General features: G+C 40.6%; 12 protein-coding genes. 9 read left to right on the top strand and 3 right to left on the bottom strand.

Annotated elements, in window-relative coordinates:
* Position 1: 1 nt before the first annotated feature.
* From AAHJ11_RS08000 to AAHJ11_RS07960, 9 genes are all read left to right on the top strand, one after another.
* Positions 2–2779, top strand: coding sequence for a SusC/RagA family TonB-linked outer membrane protein (locus AAHJ11_RS08000; protein WP_148366864.1), 2778 nt, complete (start codon positions 2–4; stop codon positions 2777–2779).
* Positions 2780–2805: 26 nt separating this feature from the next.
* Positions 2806–4530 (top strand): RagB/SusD family nutrient uptake outer membrane protein, encoded by a 1725-nt coding sequence (locus AAHJ11_RS07995; protein ID WP_148366863.1) that lies wholly within the window; start codon positions 2806–2808, stop codon positions 4528–4530.
* A 26-nt stretch (positions 4531–4556) separates the two neighbouring features.
* Positions 4557–6524, top strand: a complete 1968-nt coding sequence (locus AAHJ11_RS07990; protein WP_320974750.1) for a rhamnogalacturonan lyase — start codon at positions 4557–4559, stop codon at positions 6522–6524.
* Positions 6525–6696: 172 nt separating this feature from the next.
* Positions 6697–10992, top strand: coding sequence for a two-component regulator propeller domain-containing protein (locus tag AAHJ11_RS07985; protein WP_234133175.1), 4296 nt, complete (start codon positions 6697–6699; stop codon positions 10990–10992).
* A 381-nt stretch (positions 10993–11373) separates the two neighbouring features.
* Positions 11374–11862 (top strand): HU family DNA-binding protein, encoded by a 489-nt coding sequence (locus AAHJ11_RS07980; RefSeq protein WP_148366861.1) that lies wholly within the window; start codon positions 11374–11376, stop codon positions 11860–11862.
* A gap of 230 nt (positions 11863–12092) precedes the next feature.
* Complete coding sequence (locus tag AAHJ11_RS07975; protein WP_217720855.1) at positions 12093–13370, top strand: DUF3575 domain-containing protein; 1278 nt, start codon at positions 12093–12095, stop codon at positions 13368–13370.
* Between the two features lie 9 nt (positions 13371–13379).
* Entirely contained in the window at positions 13380–14381 is a 1002-nt protein-coding gene (locus AAHJ11_RS07970) for a DUF5119 domain-containing protein (protein ID WP_148366859.1), read from the top strand.
* Between the two features lie 53 nt (positions 14382–14434).
* Positions 14435–15433, top strand: a complete 999-nt coding sequence (locus AAHJ11_RS07965; RefSeq protein WP_148366858.1) for a fimbrillin family protein — start codon at positions 14435–14437, stop codon at positions 15431–15433.
* Positions 15434–15712: 279 nt separating this feature from the next.
* Entirely contained in the window at positions 15713–16552 is an 840-nt protein-coding gene (locus AAHJ11_RS07960) for a helix-turn-helix domain-containing protein (protein WP_148366857.1), read from the top strand.
* A gap of 123 nt (positions 16553–16675) precedes the next feature.
* Here the strand turns inward: AAHJ11_RS07960 and AAHJ11_RS07955 are convergent, their stop codons facing one another.
* From AAHJ11_RS07955 to AAHJ11_RS07945, 3 genes are read right to left on the bottom strand one after another with little or no spacing between them, the layout of a single operon-like run.
* Positions 16676–17431 carry a succinate dehydrogenase/fumarate reductase iron-sulfur subunit gene (locus AAHJ11_RS07955; protein ID WP_004324019.1) on the bottom strand — a complete coding sequence of 252 codons (756 nt, stop codon included), beginning with the start codon at positions 17429–17431 and terminating at the stop codon, positions 16676–16678.
* A 36-nt stretch (positions 17432–17467) separates the two neighbouring features.
* Positions 17468–19447, bottom strand: coding sequence for a fumarate reductase/succinate dehydrogenase flavoprotein subunit (locus AAHJ11_RS07950; protein WP_004324018.1), 1980 nt, complete (start codon positions 19445–19447; stop codon positions 17468–17470).
* Positions 19448–19484: 37 nt separating this feature from the next.
* Positions 19485–20189 (bottom strand): succinate dehydrogenase/fumarate reductase cytochrome b subunit, encoded by a 705-nt coding sequence (locus AAHJ11_RS07945; RefSeq protein WP_148366856.1) that lies wholly within the window; start codon positions 20187–20189, stop codon positions 19485–19487.
* Positions 20190–20347 lie beyond the last annotated feature (158 nt).

The following is a 20347-nucleotide window of genomic DNA, read 5'->3' as shown; positions in this document are numbered from 1 at the left end:
TATGAAAAAGAAAATATGGATAATTACTTTGTTGGCATTTGGGGGAGTTTGCGGACATGCTCAAGAAGCCGATAAAGTAAAAACGGTCAATATCGCCGGTATTGACCAGGATGTCAAGGAATCCACAGCTTCGATATCACTAATCTCCGGTGAAGACTTGACAAAACGGAGTGCAAAGAATGTCACTAATTCCTTATTTGGTTATGGATTGGGGCTGACTACATTGCAAAATTCAGGTTCCTATTCTTCACAAGAACCGACTCTCTATATTCGCGGATTGCAGACGTTATCAAGCAGTACACCGTTGATGCTGGTGGATGGCATCGAGCGTGATATTACATTGGTCACTTCGGAAGAGGTGGAATCCGTGCAAATTTTGAAAGATGCAGCTGCTGTGGCTCTTTATGGATATAAGGGGGCAAACGGGGTAATTAATATCATTACTAAACGAGGTAAGTACAACACGAAGGAAATCAAATTCACTTTCGATCATCTTATTAATTGGGAAGTCCGCCGTCCGGAATTTGCAGATGCTTATACATATGCTAGTGCGATTAATGAGGCTTATGCTAATGATGGCATCCGGAAGCCACGCTATCATGAATATGAGATGAATGCATTTAAGACAGGTGCTTATCCGCAATATTACCCGAATGTAAATTGGGTGGATGAGGTCTTTAAAGATGCGGCTGCAACAAATATAGCGAATATGAGTTTACGGGGAGGCGGTTCGAAGTTCCGTTATTTTGCGATGTTTAATTGGGTAACAGATAACGGATTTATTGCGAATGCAAAAGCAAATGACGGTTATTCTACTCAAAACAAGTCTTCGAAAGCTAATTTACGTACAAATCTGGATATAGATTTGACTCCTTCAACGAAGATGACATTGAATTTGTTAGGAACATTGGCAGAAACGAACAAACCGGGTGATTCGGCTGATTTATGGTCTATGATTTACAGTCTGCCCGCAACCGCTTTCCCTGTAAAGACGGAAAATGGCTTATGGGGTGGTAATACGACTTGGGATGGAACGAAAAATCCGGTGGCGCAATCGCAGGCCGCTGCTTATACCAAAGGACATAACCGTTCATTGTATGCCGATATGACGCTCAAGCAGGATTTGTCATCTATTCTGCCGGGATTGGGGGCAGGTTTTATGCTAGCTTATGATAACTGGGCTTCGTATGTGGAAAATCACTCCAAAACGTATCGGTATGGAAGTGATAATGTGCAATGGAAGAGTGGCAAGCCTGTTGCCGTTTCCCAATATACCGCGGGAACAGAGAGTGAAATGAATACGGGGTCGGAACTTTCTGCCTGGAAACGTAATTTTAATATGGCTCTTGCAGTGGATTACAAGTTTGAAAATGAGATTCATTCTGTTTATACGCAATTAAAATGGAATCATGAATATCGCAATATCAATGGAGTGAATAATACGTGGTTCCGCGAAAACTTTACTTCTTATACGCATTATGGTTTCAAAGGACGTTATTATGCAGATTTAAGTATGGCTGTTTCTTCTTCCAATAAGTTGGCACCCGGACATAAGTGGGCTTTTTCACCGACACTTTCTTTGGCATGGGCTATCTCGAAAGAGAAATTTATGAAAGGAGTGCATTTTATTGATTTTCTGAAATTGCGTGCGTCGGCCGGTATGATTAATATCGATAATATTCCGGAAGAAGCTTATTGGCAGGAAATTTATACGGGAGGTAGTTTATATAACTTCAATAGTAGTTATGCTTCCTCTTTGGGAAGCTGGAAGTTGAGCAAACTGGCTGCAGAAAACTCCACACATGAAAAAGCCTATAAATATAATGCTGGTATTGATGCTGTACTTTTCGGAGGACTTAACCTCACTCTGGAGGGATATTATCAGAGAAGAAGTGATATATGGGTTGCCACTAAAGGAAAGTATTCTTCTGTCATCGGTTTTGATGCACCTTATGAGAATGGAGGTATTGTGGATAGCTGGGGTTTGGAAGTTGGTGCCAACTATGTCAAAACAGTAGGTAATGTAACTTTTAATATCGGTGGAAACTTCACGTTGGCAAAGAATAAAATCGTAGAACAGTATGAAGCTCCGCAACTATATGATAATTTGGTGACAACTGGTGGTTCATTAAATCAGTTGATGGGGTTGGAAGTGATTGGCCTTTTCAAAGATCAGAAGGATATTGACGAGAGTCCGAAACAAACCTTTAGTACGGTTAAACCGGGAGATATCAAATATCGTGATGTGAATGGAGATAAGAAGATTGATGCCAATGATAAAACAGCTATTGGTTACAGTACGGCGGCTCCTGAAATCTATTATTCATTTAACTTCGGAGCTGAATGGAAGGGGTTGGGATTTAATGCATTATTTCAGGGAACGGGACATTATTCCGCTATGTTGAATACACAAAGTCTGTACTGGCCGTTGATTAATAATACAACAATCTCGCAACATTACTATGAAAATCGTTGGACACCGGAGACATTGGATGCAAAATATCCGAGACTGACCAGTCAAAGTAATAATAATAATTTTCAGAACAATACGTTGTGGCTTGCCGACCGTTCGTTCCTGAAATTACGTAATGTGGAGATCTATTACAAATTGCCGGAAACTTGGATGAAGCGTACAAAGATCATGAATAATGCAAAAATATATGTGCGCGGTAATGATTTGCTTTGCTTCGACCATATCAAGATTGCTGACCCTGAATCGTATGGAGTGAAAAATCCGTTGACACGTAGTGTGGTTGCCGGATTGACTATCGGATTTTAAGTTGTAACTAAAAAAGGAAATAAATTATGAAACTTAAATATTTGTTCATAGGAAGTATGATTGGTTTTGGAGGACTGACTGCTTGTCAAGACCAATTGGACTTTAACGAATATGCCAATTATGATAAAAACTATATGATGGAATCTTATGAGAATGTAGGAGGACTGGTTACCAGCATATATGCACAATTGGATTCGGATTGGGGAAATTACGGTGGAGCGACACTGGCTTCAGCCTGCGATGAGGCTGAATATGCGTGGACCTCTAGTTCTGTTCATGATTTTTACAACGGTTCTTGGAGTGCGACGAATACTATTTCAAACTGGAGTAAGAATTATCTGGCTATTCAACAATGTAATATGTATCTGGAGGAATTTCTGGGGTTGACATTCCCTGACCTTCGTTTAAACTCGGATTATGATGCGCAAATGTTCCGTTATAATAATTACGAACATGAAGTCCGCTTTTTACGTGCATATTTTTATTTTAATTTAGCCCGTCAGTATGGAGGTGTACCTTTGGTGACAAAAGTACCTTCAGGGGATGAGGTAAATTCGTTGAAACGTACATCTGTACAAGAAGTATTTCAGTTTATCGAGAACGAATGTGATGACATAATGAATAAGATTCCCGCTGACTATACTAAGTTGGGAGACTATGCCCTACCCACGGAACAGCCGGAAACAGGACGGGCAAATCGATTGGCAGTGTTAGCTCTGAAAGCGCGTACAGCTTTGTATGCAGCCAGTGAACTTTTCAATCCGGAACAAAAAAAGGATTTGTGGAAGAAAGCAGCTGAAGCTAATAAGGCGGTTATTGATTCGTGTGCCAAATATGGGTATAAGCTAGGCAATTATGATAAGTTGTGGGGAGCGGACAGTTATCGGGAAAATGAGATGATTTTCCTTTGTCGTGCAGAAAAAGAGAGCAATTCGTTTGAAACGAATAATTTTCCGATAGGAGTGGAAGGAGGAAAAGGTGGTAATTGTCCTACCCAGACATTGGTTGATGCTTATGAAATGACAAACGGTAAGTTCTGGAATGAACCGGGTAGTGGTTATTCGGAGGAACCGGGAAGTGATCCGTATGCAAACCGTGATCCTCGTTTAGCCATGACAATAGCGAAGAATGGTGATACGAATTGGCCGTCCTATAATAAAAGTCCTTTGCAGATTTATTATGGAGGTGCTAATGGACAGCCTTTGGAAGGTGCTACTCCCACTGGTTATTATCTGAAAAAATATTGCGATGCTTCCATTAACCTGACAGCTTCCGGTTCGAGTAAGAAATTTCATTCCTGGATTATATTTCGTCTGGGCGAATTCTATTTGAATTATGCAGAAGCAATGTTCCGTTATACGGGCGATGTGGAGCAAGCTTTGCCCGGTGATAAATCACCGCTTACAGCACGTCAGGCTATCAATGTGATTCGTCAGCGTACGGGAGTGAAAATGCCGGAATTGAAAGCTGAAGATGTAAATGACCCGAAAGTTTTCTGGAAGCGGTATAAGAATGAGCGTATGGTAGAACTGGCTTTTGAAGGCCATCGCTTTTGGGATGTACGCCGTTGGAAAGAAGGAGAAACTTTTAAAGAGGTTACTCTTATGAAGATTACGCAGAATAACAATGGTACGTATAATTATAGTCGGGAGAAAAGTATACGTTCCTGGGATGATAAGATGTACTTCTTCCCGATTCCGCAAACAGAACTGATGTGTAATACGAATCTGGCCCAGAATCCGGGGTGGTAGTTTTTAATTTTTAATTGAGATGAAATATGAGAAGATTAGCTTTTATATTTAGTGCAGTCATTTTTCTGGCTGCCTGCTCCGATGATAAGATTGTGAATCCTAATGGTCCGGATAATCCGGCGGAAATTGAGGGAAATCCTATTACCGCGAGCTATGATGATAGAGGACTGGTGGTTAGTTATGATAGTAGACAGCCAGACTTGAATGCCTTGGTCAGCTGGAAATGGTTTAAGAGTGATCCGGATGATGCAGCCTATGATATTTATCGGAAAACAGGTGATAATGCATGGGAGAAACTGAATATGGAACCGATTACTACAAGTACCAATTATCGGGATAAAACATTCGACCCTGCTAAGAAGAATGAGTATCAACTGCGTTTTTCCGGAGCGAATGATGTCTTGGCAACGTATACGTTTGATCCGGACAAAGCCGAGCAGACTTTTTATAAAAGTATTTTCCTGAACAATAGTAATTTGCCGGATCCGACATTGGCTTATAATGCTGGAGATGCTGCTGTCGGTGATTTGGATGGAGACGGAAAATATGAATTAGTTATCAGAAGAGATGTGGAGCCCCGCGACCCGGGGCCTGCAGAAAACTGGGTAGGGAAAGAAAAAGGCTCTACTTTATATGAAGCTTATGATTTGAAAACAGGGGCTTTTTTGTGGAGAGTCGATACCGGAATTAATGTACCGCAGGGTGATCATTATGCTTCGTTTATAGTGTATGATTTGGACGGTGATGGGAAAGCGGAGGTTGTACTCAAAACTTCGGAAGGTACTACCTTTGGAGACGGAACGACGATTGGTGATGTTAATCAGGATGGAATTACGGATTATCGTAATCCGGAAACTGGACGGGTACAGGCTGGACCGGAGTTTCTGTCGGTTGTAGATGGTATGACAGGAAAAGAACTGGCTCGTACGGATTATATCCCCAGAGGCGATAAGGAAGATTGGAATGATTATTGGGGGGATGCTTATGGAAACCGTTCGGATCGTTTCCTGATGGCAGTAGCACATTTCTCTGGTAAGGATAGAACCCCAAGTATTGTGATGTGCCGTGGTTATTATGTTAATTTCCAGTTGACTGCATTAGACTATTCTAATGGTACTCTGACGCAGCGCTGGCATTTTGACACTTACCCGGGATGGACGGATTATGCTGGTCAGGGAAATCATAACTTGGCAGTAGGCGATGTGGATAATGATGGCAAAGACGAATTGATTTATGGGGCATGTGCTTTCGATCACAATGGCAAAGGTCTGTATACAACTGGACTGGGCCATGGTGATGCTCTTCATCTGGGAAAATTCGATCCTTCCCGTGAAGGGTTACAAGTAGTGGCTTGTCATGAGGAGCCGAAATCGTATGGAAATGCCGGTTTAGAGTTCCGTGACGCTGCTACCGGAGAGTTGATTTGGGGAATTCCGGGAGATGGTGAAGATGTAGGGCGTTGTATGGTGGGAGATATGGACCCGGATACTCCGGGATGTGAAGTCTGGGCTTCCTGGCCCATTGGAAAGATGTATTCTTGCAAAGGAGAACTGTTAAGTAAGTCTGCCCCGATGATTAAAGGTGGTGTTTATTCTTATAACATGGGCATCTGGTGGGATGGTAGTTTAACCCGGCAAAATATCGATGATGAGCTGGTGCTGGCGTACCGCAACGGTGAAGGTGGAGATAGAATATTTTCATGTAGTAATTACGGAGTAGCCTCAATCAACGGGACAAAGAGAACTCCTTGTTTCTATGGAGATATCTGGGGAGACTGGCGCGAGGAAATGATTTATGTGGTTGGAGAACGTAATGTGGGTGGCGCTTCGGAGTTACGTATTTTTACGACCAACATAGAGACGAGTCATCGTTTCCGCCCGTTGATGGATGATCACATATATCGAATGAGTGCTACACATCAGAATATAGGATATAATCAATCTACCCATACAGGATATTATATTGGCTCTGATTTGGAAAAGGCTAACCCATAATCATAGGCTACCTAGTGGAAATCAGGCGCTTATAATAAGTCGATGTAGTAAAAAATCACGGAAGTAGAAATGTTTCCGTGATTTTTTTATTCAAGATATTAAGTAACTTGTCTTGTGGGAACTATAAATTTATTTGCTAATTTTGCATGGTGCCTTTAAATGATAAAAACACATGCGGAAATTTGTATTCTTATTTATCCTGTTATTATTGGGAAGCAAGATGGTTGCTTTCGATATTTTGGATATTGTTACTGTCACAGACCGTAACGGATTGTCACAAAACACCACTCGTTGCATGATGCAGGATAGCCGGAATTTTATCTGGCTAGGAACAATTAATGGGCTGAATCGCTTTAATGGAAAAGACTTTACTATTATTCATCCCCAGTTAGATGGTTCTCATGCACTATCGGATAGCCGTATCCGTGAAATTGTGGAAGATAAGAATGGCTTTATTTGGGTACGTACTTTTTCGAATACATTGTTTTGTTATGACCCACAACTCGAAACGATGATTGATTATGCTCCGCAAGATTCGGATAAAATATTTTCTAATATTAAAGTTGTCTCGAATAAAGATGTGTGGTTATGGGGGAAGAATGGATGTTGCCGGGTACGCTATGTGAATGGAAAACCGGAAGCATGGAAACCTGACAATGAGGTGTTGGCCGAGAAAAATATATTATTCATGTTTGAGGATTCACTACATCGAATATGGATTGGAACCAAAGAGGAATTATTTCGTGTTGAAAACAATCAGGTGATTTCCGTGCGGAAAGGGATAACTTTCTGGGATGTACAGGAAATAGGAGATGAAATGTATTTTGTCAATGAAAGTGGGCTTGATATTTTTAGTAATCAACAGTCTTCATTTGTATCGTTTATTCCAATTACCCGTACAACAAAAATGGAATATGTCCGTTCTTGCTTATTGAATGACGGACTTCTGATGTTGACGACGAACAGGGATTTGTATTTGTTCGACACAAAAGAAAAAAAACTCTTACCTACTGAGAGTTTCTTTCAAGGGAAGAAGATGCTGCGGGCTAATTTTATTATGGATAACAAAGGCCATGTGTGGGTTTATAATAAAACTGGTATATTGTGGAGGCATCATTCGAATAATACGTTCGAACCGTTGAACCTGATTCCTTCGGAAGTGCTTTCATTGATTGATCAGGAACAGTTCATGATTTACCATGACTCGCGGGATATTGTTTGGATCACAACATTTGGTAATGGGTTATTTGCAATTTACAATACAGGAAGAATCCAGCATTTCACTGTAGGTAAAGATTTGCCTACCAATTATTTGTTTTGTGTGACAGAAGATAAGTCCGGTGAAATTTGGGTAGGAACGGAATTGGGAGGGGTGGTGAAAATCTCCTTATCCAATTATCCGTTTGAGATGTATTATCCGGCGTTGGGAGATGGCATGGAACGTGGTAATGCTGTTCGTTTGATGTTTGAAGATAAGAAAGGATATTACTGGTTTGGCACACGTGATGGTAACTTGTATATTTGTGATGAGAATTATCATCGGCTTTCTACACAAAGAATAGAAGGTGGGTTGCCATTCACGATGGCTGAAGATACACTTGGATATAAATGGCTGGGAACGAAAGGAGCCGGTTTGTTTCTCTTCTCGGAACGGGGGGATCGTTTGATTGAGAAATATATGTTGCCTAATAGTGCAGGCCAACCCTCATCGCGCAATAATATTTTCACAGTGTTGCGTGATAATAAGAACCGGATGTGGATGGCTACTTTCGGGGGAGGTTTACAATTGGCGGAACGGAACTCGGGAAAGTTGACTTTCCGGCAATTCTTGTTTGATAACGATCACTTGAATATGATGCGTTCCATGATTCAGGATAGGGACGGACTTATATGGATTGGAACTAATGACGGGGTGGTTGTTTTCGATCCGGACGAACTACTACGGGATAGAAGTAAATATACTGTTTTGCGTGTATATTCTCACAATCGGCAATTGTTGAGCTATGATGAGGTGAAAGTCATATTCGAAGATAGTAAAGGACGCATTTGGATGGGAACTACAGGAAGAGGACTTCATTTATTGGAACGAAAAGAGAACTTGACGCAATCTAGGTTTAAGCATTTTGGAGGAGATAACGGTCTGTCGAATAAAACAGTTCAAACTATTTTGGAAGATAATTATGGGGATATATGGGTTAGTACGGAGAGTGGCATATCTCGATTTGATTTGAAAAAAGAGCGGTTTGAGAATTTTATATTTTCCAACAACCGTCATCCGGCTGTTTTTAATGAACTGTCAGGATGGAAAAAAAAGACTGGAGAATTGATGTTCGGAAGTTTTAATGGAGTGTATACTCTTAATCCTTCGGAGGTTACTTTTGATACTTATGCGCCTCCGGTTATGATTACCGGCTTATGGGTTAACGGAACTGATGTACGTCCCGGAACGGAGGACTCTCCTTTGAAAGAAAGTATAACAGGGACGAAGAAGATTGTTCTGGATCATAATCAGAATTCATTCAACCTTGAGTGTACCATGTTGAATTTTCATGCTCCGGAATTTAATCAATACGCTTATTATCTGCAAGGTTATGAGCAGGATTGGAATTCTGTATCACGGAATAATATGGCAACCTATCGTAATGTTCCTCCCGGAACTTACGTTTTTAAAGTGAAAGGGTGCAATAGTTTTGGAGTATGGAGTGAACAGGAAACTGACTTGGAGATAATAATTCTTCCTCCCTGGTGGAAATCCTGGCAGGCTATCATTCTTTATATTATATCAGGTATAATCATAACTTTCTTTGTTTCGAGAGTAGTGATTAAAATGCACCGGCTAAATATGGCTGTTGAAATAGAAAAGCAATTGACGGAGTATAAGTTGCGATTCTTTACTAATATATCGCACGAATTTCGTACTCCGCTCACCATTATCAGAGGGGCTATTGAGGATTTGGCTGGTCAAGAACAAATAGCACCATTGATTAATAAACAGCTCACATTGCTGACTAAAAGTTCCACCCGTTTGCTTAGGTTGATTGATCAGCTTCTGGAGTTCCGGAGATTACAGAATAATAAGATGGAATTGAAACTGGAATGGACGGAAGCTGAACATTTCTTTTACGATATCTATCTGACATTTAAGGAAATGGCTGAAAAGAAAAAGATAGAGTTTCTGTTTGAATCGAATGAGTACAAACAGAAAATGTTACTCGACAGAAGTAAAATGGATAAGATTGCTTATAACTTATTGTCAAATGCTTTTAAGAATACCCCGGTGGGAGGAAAGATCGTGATGAGGCTTCATTTTTCGACAGCGGAAGATAACTTTACACTAAGTGTTTCAGATAATGGTGCGGGGGTGCCTTATGAAAAGCGGAATATGTTATTTGTACGTTTTGAGCAGATACATTATGCTTCAGATGGTACAGGTGTAGGGTTGCATTTGACTTCTGAATTGGCAAAGGTTCATAAAGGGAATATAGCATATACAGATTCGGAGATGGGTGGGGCTTGTTTCTCTGTTTCTATACCATTGTCTGATGTAAATTATGACAAGGCAGATATTATTGAAGAGAATTCTACAGAACTTTCATCTGTTGCTAAAGAAATAACTACGGATTTGCTGACACCTGAAGAAGTGACGGATATATCAGAAGCTTCAGTCAATAAGCCTTTTAAGGAATATAAGGTGATGGTGATTGACGATGATGACGATGTACGCGGGCTGCTTGAAACTCAACTTGGCAACTATTTTACTGTATCAACGGCAGCCAATGGAGCAGAAGGACTTGAGAAGTTGGGTGATGAGCAACCGGATCTTGTTGTCTGCGATGTAATGATGCCTGAGATGGATGGTTTTGAATTAACAAAGAGGCTGAAAGGTAATTTTAATATTAGTCATATTCCGGTGATTCTGCTTACTGCTTATTCTTCAGAAGAACATCAGTTAAAAGGGATACGGGCAGGAGCTGATTCTTATATTACAAAGCCTTTTAGTGTGAAATATTTATTGATGCGTATTGTGAAGTTGATAGAACAGCGTGAAAAATTGCAAAGAAAGTTTGCAACCGAACCGGGTGCACTTCAACCGTTCATTAATACTACTGACAGGGATAGAGCTTTCATGGATAAATTGGATGCTGTTATACAGAAAAATATGGGGGACGCTGAATTTAAGTTGGAGACATATGCTTCTACAATAGGAATAGGTCGTACTACTTTCTATGGTAAGTTGAAGAGTATTGTAGGATGTGCTCCTAGTGAATATGTGCGTATCCTTAGGATGAAAAAGGCTGCAGAATTGTTGCTTACTACTGATTTGAATATAGCAGAGATTGGTTTCCAGGTTGGTATTAATGATCCTTTCTATTTTAGCAGATGCTTTAAGAAGTCGTTTGGGAAATCTCCATTACAGTATAGAAAAGAACCTATAAAGAGAGAAACAGATAACGATATGAAGAGTTGAACTATATAATGCTTAACACATTTATTGAACAATATAGATTTGGGCTCTTCTTTGTATATATTGCTTGATTTAACAGACAGATATGAGATTTATAATAATTAATATTTTTGCAAAAAAATGATAGTTACCTGTTGGTGATTTTATTGGTTTTATATGAAATGAATGTATTCTATGAAAAAAAATAATTCTTTGATATATTCTATTGATAACTAACAATATTCTCTTCCGATAATAATTGATTCCAAACGATGAAAGGAGACATAAAGGAGACAAAAGGGGACTGGACATTTCACGGTTGATATACCTTTGCAGAGTCATTCAAACAAAGAGAATGGCAAACAGATAACCTTTATTTTTTTAACCAATTAAACTTTAACAATTATGGGTTTAGAGTACGTAGTAACAAAAAGAGTGTTCGGTTTTGACAAGGACAAAAACGAAAAGTATGTGGCAAAATCGGTTCGTTCCGGTAAGGTGAATTTTGCAAAGATGTGTCGGAAAGTGAGTGAGCTTTGTGGTGTCCATCGTAAGGTGGTAGATTTGGTCGTCAGTGGTCTGGTGGATAAGATGGCGGAGGATATTGATGATGGAAAGAGCGTGCAGATGGGTGAGTTTGGTATCTTCACTCCTACTATCCGTGCTAAAAGTACGGATGACGAGAAAGAGGTCTCATCCAAGTCGATCGTTCAGAGAAAGATCTTATTCTATCCGGGGAAAATCTTCAAAAATATGCTGGAGGATATGAGTATTACCCGCCGTGCGGAAATTGAAACGGATTATACGGACGGAAGTAGTAATGGGGGGAATAATGGGGGTAACCCTGATTCGGGCGATGATGGCAAAGGGGAAGCACCGGACCCGGCTGCATAATTGGATTGGGCTTTGTATGAAAGCAAGTTTTTAATTAGTGAATGCACAGAGAATCGATTCTTAATCGGTAATCTGTGCATTTTTTTATATAATTTTCTGCTTTTATACTTCTCAAACTTGCAAAATCGTTTCAATCGTTTCACAGAACCTTTCAGAGCTTGTCTTTTCTCCTGAAAGTATGGTTTGATTTGTTTTCTAACTTCTATATTTGTCAACAGAAACGAACGACAATGAAACATGGTATCTATATATTGGCTATTCTTATGGTTTTATTAAGCCTTTCAGAAAGTGGGTATGCTGCGGTACCATTTTTTACTGTTGTAAATGATACAATCCGCCGGGTGGTGATATATTTCGATGCGAATAAGACGAATGTGGATCCTTGTTATAAGGGTAATAATCAAGCAATTATTGCATTGGATTCCTTGTTGTCCGGAAACTTGGATACGAAAAATATAACATCGTTAAATGTAGTGAGTTTTGTTTCTCCTGATGGTGATGAGTCTTATAATAAAAGTTTGGTTACTAAGAGAAATGACTCGATAAAGGAATTCCTGCGGCGATATGAATTAGTTAATAATGTTGATAAGATTCATTTTTGTTCAAAGGGAGAGGATTGGTTGGAGTTTCGTAAGTTGGTGGCATCTGACACCAACTTACCCGACCGGGAAGAAGTGCTGATGTTGATCGACTATCATAAGGATGATATCACCAAAAGAAAGCAACTGTTGCGAAAGCTAAATCGGGGAGCCGCCTACCGATATATGGTTCGCAATATATTTCCGGAATTGAGGCGGTCTGTTATAATGATTGTCGGGGAAACCACGATAATAGATAGAGAGGCTTTTGAACCGGTATCTTCTGTCTCCGGGTTGTTTGTTTCGAATCAGGAAGAGGCGCTTCCGAAGAATCAACCTGATAAGCCTGTGGGAGAAAGTGAAGAAAAACAGACCTGTGAGGTCGATGTGTCGGAGGCAGAAGAGCCGGTGAAAAGCAAAACAGTGCTTGCGGTAAAGAACAATCTATTATATGATTTGGCATTGGCGCCGAATATAGAAGTAGAAATTCCGATAGGTAAGAGGTGGTCTTTGAATACTGAATATAAATGTCCGTGGTGGCTGAATAGTAAACACGATTTCTGTTATCAGCTCCTTTCTGGAGGGATGGAAGGACGTTGTTGGCTGGGAAACCGGCAGAAACGCAACCGATTGACCGGACATTTTATTGGACTTTATGCTGAAGGTGGAATATACGATTTCCAGTTACGTGGAGATGGATATCAGGGTAAGTATTATGGAGCTGCTGGAGTGACTTATGGATATGCAAAGCAATTAGCACAGCACTTTTCCCTTGAATTCAGTCTTGGCATAGGATATTTGACAACAGAATATAAGAAATATACTCCTTATGAGGGGGATATTATATGGACAAATAGTGGGCGTTATAACTTTATTGGTCCTACCAAAGCAAAAGTTTCTTTGGTATGGTTGATAACAACAAAGAGATAGGAGGGCGTTATGCGAAATGCAAGATTCATACTTCTTGTGCTTCTGTCCTCGCTACTGGTGCTAAACGGGTGTAGCCGTCGCGATATATTGGATGATTATCCTGTAAGTGGGGTAGAAATATCATTAAACTGGGATGGAGTAACAGATAAATTACCAGAAGGTATTCGGGTTATATTTTATCCAAAGGATGGTGAAGGTAAAAAGGTAGATAGGTACCTTTCGGTACGAGGTGGAGAAATGAAAGTTCCTCCGGGACGATATTCGGTTGTAGCTTACAACTATAATACGGAGTCCATACGTATCCGAGGAGAAGAGTCCTATGAAACGATAGAAGCTTATACAGGAAACTGCAATGGCTTAGGGATTGCAGGAACGGAAAAGATGGTTTGGTCACCGGATTCATTGTATGTGCTGAATATTGATGAACTGAAAATAGATAAGAGTGAAGAGGTACTTTCTTTGGATTGGAAACTGGAATCGGTAGTGAAGAAGTATTCTTTTGCGGTAGAGGTCAAAGGTTTGGAGTACGTAACAGCAATCATAGGGTGTATTAACGGGCTATCTGATTGTTACCACATTGGCAAAGGTTATGGAGCATCTTCCTCACAACCTATCTATTTTGAGGTAAAGAAAGATGGTAATAAGGTAGTGGCGTATTTCACAGCTTTCAAACCTGAAAAGGAAATGTCAGTACCGACACGAATGTCAGAATCTGGAAGTGTAGCTTCCCGCAGTGTAGGCAATGTTCAGTTGATCTTGAGATTTATCAGAACGGACAATACGATGCAAGAAGCGGCGATTGATGTTACTGGAATAATAGGTACACTTGAAGATACTGGAACGCGGGAAGATGGAAAGCCAACCCCACCACCCGAGATTGAGCTACCGCCTGATGATAAGATTGAGGTAGAAAAACCGGAAACACCGCCAAATCCTGATGGAGGTGGAGGCATGGGAGGAAATGTTGATGGATGGGGGCCCGAAGATAATGTTGAGTTACCTGTTACATAAAATAGAAGCTATAAACAAAATATAACAATATTATAAACTTAAAAAATACAGTTATGAAGAAAATTTTATTGGCAGTTACAGCTGCTTTAGCAATTACGAGTTGCTCACAGAATGAAGAATTTGAGGCTCCAAATCAACAAACAAAGATTGATTTTACTTCAGTAGTAAGGAAAGCTACAAGAGCTACAGATACAAATAGTAATAACTTTTTAGGGTTCACTGTAAGTTCCTATATTACAGATGATGACTATAGCGAAACAGGTGCTTTAGGAGCTGCATACATGGATGGAATCTCATATACGAAAGATAATGCTGCTGCACCTTGGACTACTACCGATAAAGGAACGTATTATTGGCCATCAATAAGTTCAGGAAAAAAAGTACAATTCTTTGCATACCCGACAACGGAACCTACATCTTACTCTCTTCCATCTACTGGCTATCCTACAATATCTTTCACTGTTGATGGTACTCCTGCAAACCAAAAAGATTTGGTAGTTGCACATGCAACTAATGTTACCTCAGAGTCGAGTAAAGTAGCTGGCGGTACACTGACCCTAGATTTTAAACATGTTCTAACCCGTATAAATTTTGCATTTATTCCTGATGATCCTTTGCTTACTTATGCAGTGACTGCTGTTAGTATAGCTGATATTAAAGGTGGAACAGGTAAATATAGTTTTAATGCAGGTGATGGTGAATGGAATTTGGCTGCTGATGCTACTTCATCATATAGTTATACTGTTAAACAATCAGCAGATAAGGTTGAAAATAAGAATTATTATTCTTTGGCTGATACTAATGCATCTTGGATGCTATTTCCTCAAGAAGTAAATGGTAAGGTTATATCAATAACATATTCAACGAAACAGGGTACGATGGAAGTCTTTTCAGGAACTAAAAAAGTAACTCTTCCTAGTGATGCCAAATGGGCAGTTGGTCAGAATGTACTATATGTATTAACATTACCTGCCGGTGCTGCTAAAGTTGGGCTTAATACAGAGGTTAGCGAATGGAATACTGCAGACGAAAAAGAGGAGACTGCTAAATGATAAAATGTGACACTGTCTATGATTTTGCATAAATGAGAAAACAGAATTCAGATATTTTGGTTTATATCTGGATTCTGTTTTTTATATAAGTATTTTTGGTTTTTCAGTTTTTCAAGAAAAGTGGGGGCTTTCTGTTTGAGAGCTAAACTTGCATTTTTTGAGTACTTCTATTTCTTTCCATATAACTTCTTTTTCACTTTTCTTCCCATTTTTATGGCAATATGGAATCTTTCATCTATTTTTGCTGGCAGCATAAACAAAAACAAACACAGTCAGCTTATGCCATCTATTTGTCAAGGAACTTGGGATTGTCAGATATGTCCGAAAGCAGTGAGCAATGCTATTACTCATGTGATTTATCAGCGTGGTTTTCATAAACCAGCTCAAAGGTGTGAGGAAAATTTTATCCTTTTTCTGATGAAGGGAGAAATGCTGATTAATAGTAAGGAATATGCAGGTACCATGCTCAAAGAAGGTGAATTTATACTTCAAGCTATTGATTCTACATTTGAGATGCTTGCCATGCTTGAATGTGAGTGCATTTATTATCGTTTTATTCAACCGGAATTATTTTGTGATTCTCGTTTCAATCATATAATGAAAGATGTATCACCTCCACTTATCTATTCCCCAATAAAGATAGTTCCTGAACTACAATATTTTTTGAAAGGTTCCATCACTTATTTAAAAGGAAATAAAGTCTGCCGGGATTTGTTGTCTCTCAAGCGGAAAGAACTGGCATTTGTGTTGGGGTATTATTATTCTGATTATGACCTCTCGAGTCTGGTGCATCCGCTCTCTAAGTACATAAACAGTTTCCACTACTTTGTTATTAAAAATTATAAGAAAGTAAAGACAGTAGAAGAGCTGGCTCAATTAGGTGGATATACCCTTAGCACATTTCGTCGTATTTTCAACAATGTCTTCCATGAACCAGTTTATGAATGGATGCTGGCACGCCGTAAAGAGGGCATTCTCGATGATTTGAGTAATTCTGCTTATAGTATTTCCGAGATATGCTATAAATATGGTTTTGAGTCCTTGCCGCATTTTTCTAATTTCTGTAAGAAATCTTTCGGTGCTTCTCCACGTAATTTGCGTGGACAAAACCGTTCATGATGATTGATTATTTGGAATAACCGTGATCTATTCATACATAAAGAAATCCCCTGTCGGACTAGCCGGCAGGGGATTCTGTCATTAATCAAATTAAGCTCTCGCTATCTTGAAATCTAGCAATTTCTAGTCTTTTAATTTTGCGATGATGAAGTCACGGTTCAAGCGGGCGATGTTGCTGATAGAGATGTTCTTCGGACATTCAGCCTCACAAGCACGAGTGTTGGTACAGTTACCGAATCCCAGTTCGTCCATCTTTGACAACATAGCTTTTGCACGACGCAAAGCTTCCGGTTTACCTTGCGGCAGCAAGTTCAACTGGCTAACTTTTGCAGAAACGAATAACATAGCAGAACCATTCTTACATGCAGCTACACAAGCACCACAACCGATACAAGAAGCAGCATCCATAGCTTCGTCAGCGATAGGCTTCGGAATCAGGATAGCGTTAGCATCCTGCGGAGCACCTGTACGTACGCTCACGTAACCACCAGCCTGCATAATCTTGTCATAAGCAGTACGGTCTACCATCAAGTCCTTGATTACAGGGAAACCGGCCGAACGCCAAGGTTCAACAGTAATCGTATCACCATCCTGGAAACGACGCATATAGATCTGACAAGTAGTAGCACCTGTTGCAGGACCGTGCGGGTGTCCGTTGATGTAAAGAGAACACATACCGCAGATACCTTCGCGGCAGTCGTGGTCGAATACTACCGGTTCTTTTCTTTCGCTGATGAGCTGTTCGTTCAGAATATCCAGCATTTCGAGGAAGGAAGTATCGCCGGGGATATCTTTCATTTGGTAGGTTTCAAAAGCACCTTTAGCTTTCGGACCAGCTTGGCGCCATACCTTCAGTGTAAATGATATATTTTTATCCATTTTCTTCTAATTCTTTTAAATGTTTAACTTCACCGATTAGCTCTTGTAGTTACGGGTTTGAACCTTGATAGCTTCGTATACCAGCGGTTCTTTGTACAACACCGGAGCTTTTTCATCGTCACCTTGATATTCCCAGCATGCTACATAGAAGAAGTTTTCGTCATCACGTTTAGCTTCTCCTTCTTCAGTCTGGTATTCTTCACGGAAGTGACCACCACAACTTTCGTTACGGTTCAATGCATCGTAAGCAACAAGCTCACCCATTGTGATGAAGTCGTACAGACGGATTGCTTTGTCAAGCTCTACGTTCATGCCTTCTTTAGAACCGGGGATAAACAGATTCGTTTCGAATTCCTTGCGGATTTCTTTCAGTTCGGCAATACCTTTCTTCAAGCCTTCTGCTGTACGTCCCATACCTACATATTCCCACATAACATGACCCAGTTTCTTGTGGATAGAATCAACAGATTCTTTACCCTGGATGCTCATGAACTTGTCGATCTTAGCTTGAACTGCCTTTTCTGCTTCTGCAAACTCAGGAAGATCAGTAGAGAAACGAGGAACAGTGATTTGATCTGCCAGATAATTCTGGATTGTATAAGGCAATACGAAGTAACCGTCAGCCAAACCTTGCATCAATGCAGAAGCACCGAGGCGGTTTGCACCGTGGTCGGAGAAGTTACATTCACCGATAGCGAACAGACCCTTGATAGTGGTTTGCAGTTCGTAGTCTACCCAGATACCACCCATTGTATAGTGGATAGCCGGATAAATCATCATCGGATTATAATATTTTACGCCATTGATTTCTTTTGCCAGTTCTCCCGGATTAACGTCAGTGATTTCTTCATACATATCGAAGAGGTTACCATAACGTTGGAGAACGATGTCGATACCCAAACGGTTGATAGCTTCAGAGAAATCAAGGAATACGGCTAAACCAGTGTTGTTTACACCGAAACCTGCGTCACAACGTTCTTTGGCAGCACGGCTGGCAACGTCACGCGGAACCAGGTTACCGAATGCCGGATAGCGGCGTTCCAAGTAATAGTCGCGGTCTTCTTCAGGAATATCACTTCCTTTGATTTCGCCTTTCTGAAGTTTCACAGCATCTTCTTTCTTCTTCGGAACCCAGATACGACCGTCGTTACGGAGAGATTCAGACATCAAAGTCAGTTTAGACTGCTTGTCACCGTGTACCGGAATACAAGTCGGGTGAATCTGAACGTAAGCGGGGTTAGCGAATACAGCACCCTTGCGGTAGCAAGAGATAGCAGCTGTACAGTTACATCCCATAGCGTTGGTAGACAGGAAGTAAGCATTGCCATAACCACCGGTAGCGATAACTACAGCGTGAGCGGCAAAGCGTTCCAGTTCACCTGTTACAAGGTTTTTAGCGATGATACCGCGGGCACGTCCGTCAACGATTACCACGTCTTGCATTTCATAACGAGTGTACAGTTTTACAGTACCTACGTTTACCTGACGGCTCAATGCAGAGTAAGCACCCAGCAACAACTGCTGACCAGTCTGGCCTTTAGCGTAGAAAGTACGGGATACCTGTGCACCACCGAAAGAGCGGTTGTCCAGTGTGCCACCATATTCGCGAGCGAAAGGAACACCTTGTGCCACACATTGGTCGATGATAGCGTTAGATACTTCAGCCAGACGATATACGTTAGCTTCACGGGCACGATAGTCACCACCTTTTACAGTATCGTAGAACAAACGGTAAACGGAGTCACCGTCATTTTGATAATTCTTTGCAGCATTGATACCACCCTGTGCAGCGATAGAGTGCGCACGACGGGGAGAATCCTGAATACAGAAATTGAATACTCTGAAACCCATTTCACCGAGTGAAGCAGCGGCAGAAGCACCTGCCAGACCCGTACCCACAACGATGATGTCCAAACGGCGTTTATTAGCGGGGTTCACCAATTTCTGGTGAGCTTTATAGTTGGTCCATTTCTCAGCCACCGGGCCTTCTGGAATTTTTGAATCTATCTTGATCATAATATTATTTACAATTTAATCATTTACAATTTACTATTTAGCAAGCACCGCCACAAATCAGTGTTTTCACAAAGAATACCACTACTACCAGTGCGAAACCGAGTACAACAATCGTAGAATAGATGTTAGAAATACATTTCCAACGATTGATCCATACTTTGTTGTTCCATCCCAGTGATTGCATTGAACTCCAGAAACCGTGAGTCAGGTGGAACCACAAAGCAAACAGCCAAACGAGGTAAAGAACTACGTAAACCGGGCAAGAGAAAGTCTGCTGGATGTGATAAGCACCGTTAGCAGCATAAGCCAGTGTCAGTGTGTCAGCATGCATGCCCATGTTGTGCATCAGTTCCGGCAACTGCATTTTTGCCCAGAAGTTGAAGAGGTGCAAACCAAGACCTACGATAACGATAAGACCCAGCACCAACATGTTTTGAGATGCCCATTCTACAGTTTTCGGTTTGTCTGTCACTGCATAGCGTTCGCTACCACGCGCTTTGCGATTCTGCATTGTCAGCCAGAATGCGTAGATAATGTGAATTACGAAAAGAGCAGCCAGTCCTGCGGTAGCCACTAATGCATACCAGTTTGCTCCCAGGAACTCACAAATCATGTTGTAACCATCAGCCGAGATGATCGCAACCAAGTTCATCGCCATGTGAAATGTTAGAAACAGGACAAGGGCGATACCGGTAACGCTCATCACCACTTTCCTTCCTACAGATGAATTACTTAACCACATAAATGATTGAATTTAAATTATTTAATTGTTAGAACTAAAATTTCGACGTCTTACACCTCTTACGGACTGCAAAAATAGGGGAAATAGATTGATTGAGCAAGGAATTAAAGAAATAATTCTTTAATAATGAATCAATGTGCTAATGTGTCAATATGCCA

The organism is Bacteroides sp. 90-K9/2 (assembly GCF_047310725.1).
In the GTDB taxonomy this organism is placed as follows: Bacteria; Bacteroidota; Bacteroidia; order Bacteroidales; family Bacteroidaceae; genus Bacteroides; species Bacteroides vicugnae.
Note: the sequence above shows the minus strand (reverse complement) of the source record. Positions and strands in the feature narration are given on the sequence as shown.